General features: G+C 45.5%; 1 protein-coding gene. It reads left to right on the plus strand.

The window, feature by feature from the left end; genetic code table 11:
- Window positions 1-35 precede the first annotated feature (35 nt).
- Window positions 36-2,468 (plus strand): nitrate- and nitrite sensing domain-containing protein (locus H261_RS25235; RefSeq protein WP_161625066.1); only part of this gene is annotated, 2,433 nt, incomplete at its 3' end.

Consider the following 2,468-nt stretch of genomic DNA (forward strand, 5'->3'; position numbering starts at 1 on the left):
GATATAATTTAATGTGAGGCTGGGATATCATGAGAATGGAATGGCACGCCACGTACGAGACGGGTGTTGACTTCATTGATGCAGACCACCGTGGCCTCATGGAATTTATAAACCAGCTTACTGGCTGCATAAATTCTGATGAAAATAGAATACTCAGCATACTGGATGAGTTTTTAATTCAATTCAGAAGGCATGCATCCAGAGAAGAAGCTATTCTGAAAAAGTTCTCATTTGATCAGCTAGATGAGCACGCAAAAGAACACAGCGAGGCTATTGGGCAGATTGAAAAGTTCAGAGGTTTGCTTTCAAACGATAATTCTGGACCTGCGGTTGAGGCGGTTGTTTCGTATCTTACCAAATGGTTTTTTGATCATGTTGTTGGCAAAGACCTTCAGCTTTCCACCCTTTACCGTCAGCATGGTGCTGCAAAGCAGCGTCGCACGACTGGTATCTTAGAGTCTGTCGATATCTTTCTGTGTAGGTTTAAGGTTAAAAACCGCATCTTAATGGCCGCATTGATTCCAAGCATTTTGGCGTTTGCCGTAACATTTTTTCTTATATCCGGTAAGCTGGATGTTGTTAGTGAAATGAAGCGTGTTGAGGCACTCGCTGATTACGCCGTTAATGTTGGGAATCTTGTTCACGAGTTACAGGGAGAGAGAGGTGTAACTGCCCTTGTTATTGGCGGAAACAATGCTCAGCGTTCAAACCTAAATTCTCGCCGTATCGAGGTTGATAGGTTGAGAAAAATTGTCTCAACCAACCAAATTGGCAACGGCACTAACGCACTTGATAAGCTTGATGAAATTCGCACTAGCGTAGATAGTGCCACCAAAAAACAGGCGGATATCGTTGACGAATATTCGTCCTTGATAGTTCGGCTCCTTAATAATTTGTCGGACGTTGCCCAAAGTCTTGAGAGTGCAAAAGTTTCAAACCAACTGAATGCTTACCTTTCCCTCACGCAAGGCAAAGAACGTGCGGGACAGGAACGTGCAATTGGTACCGTTGGATTCTCCGAGGCATTCCCATCGTGGAGATACAAACGATTTGTTGATAGGTCTGCTCAGCAAGCTGCATATTTTAACACCTATAAAAACCTTGTTTCTCAGGCAAAAAAACAAGAATTTATGGACATGATAAGCGGTCGAATCGCAAGCGATTATGAAAAAATTCGAGATTCTGCCGCTATTAATATGAATCAAGGTAGCATTGACCCGCAAAGTTGGTTTTCTGCTGCCACAGCCAGAATTGAAGTTCTTAAAAAGGCGGAAAATGCCGCTGCCAATGACCTAATGTTTATGGCTTCATCAATCCGGTTAAAAGCTCAGAGTGATTTGTATCTAATTTCAGCGGCGATGGTTCTGTTGATGGTTGGGGGAATTATTGCAACTGCTCTAATTATTCGTAGCGTGGTCACACCGTTTACTGCATTGACGGCCACAATTTCAAAAATTGCGTCAGGAGAAAAAAATACAGCGGTTCCCTGCCTCGAACGTGAGGATGAAATTGGGGAGATGGCTCGGGTCATCATGGTGTTTCGCGGAGCTTTGCTATCCAATGACACAATGCAAGCAAGGCAAATTGCAGAGGGTGCCTTTAGAGAAACAAGGATTTTGCGGCGTGAGCAGCTAACCACTGAATTTGACGAGAGGATTTCTCAGTTTGTAGGGGTACTTGCATCATCTTCAACGGAGTTGGTTGCCACAGCTAACGAAATGGCTCGTGTAGCAGGTGATACGACTAGCAGATCAACTGCGGTTGCAGCGGCATCGGAAGAGACCAGCGTTAACATCCAAACTGTTGCATCGGCCGTAGAGGAACTTGCTGCTTCGGTGTCCGAAATCACACGGCAAGTTAGTCAGTCTGCGACCATATCCGCAAATGCGGTCCAGGAGGCTGAGGGGACCGATGGAATTGTCATGGGGCTGTCAGAGGCAGCAAACAAAATTGGAACTGTAGCCGCTCTGATTGAAAACATAGCAAGCCAGACCAATCTGCTGGCACTCAACGCTACTATCGAGGCGGCCAGGGCTGGAGAAGCTGGTAAGGGCTTTACAGTGGTTGCTAACGAGGTGAAAAACCTCGCATACCAAACTGTTAAAGCAACCGCTGATATCGGTGAACAAATTCGTTCAATACAAGAGGCAACAAGTGCTTCCGTCGAGGCAATCAGATCAATTGGAGGCACTATTCGTGAGATAAATGGCATTTCAACCGCCATTGCATCTGCTGTTGAAGAGCAAAGTGCGGCCACAAGTGAGATTAGCCGCAATGTCCATGAGGCTTCTAAAGCGGTAAACGATGTTAACAAAAATATTGCAGATGTGTCCTCGGGGGCAAGTCAAACAGGGGCAGCAGCCTCCCAGGTGCTTCAGGCAGCGGGGGACGTTTCGAAGCAATCAGAACTAATTAGAAAAGATGTTGTTCAATTTTTGAGTGGAATTAAATCGATCCAGCAGAATGCT

Source organism: Paramagnetospirillum caucaseum (assembly GCF_000342045.1).
Lineage (GTDB): Bacteria > Pseudomonadota > Alphaproteobacteria > Rhodospirillales > Magnetospirillaceae > Phaeospirillum > Phaeospirillum caucaseum.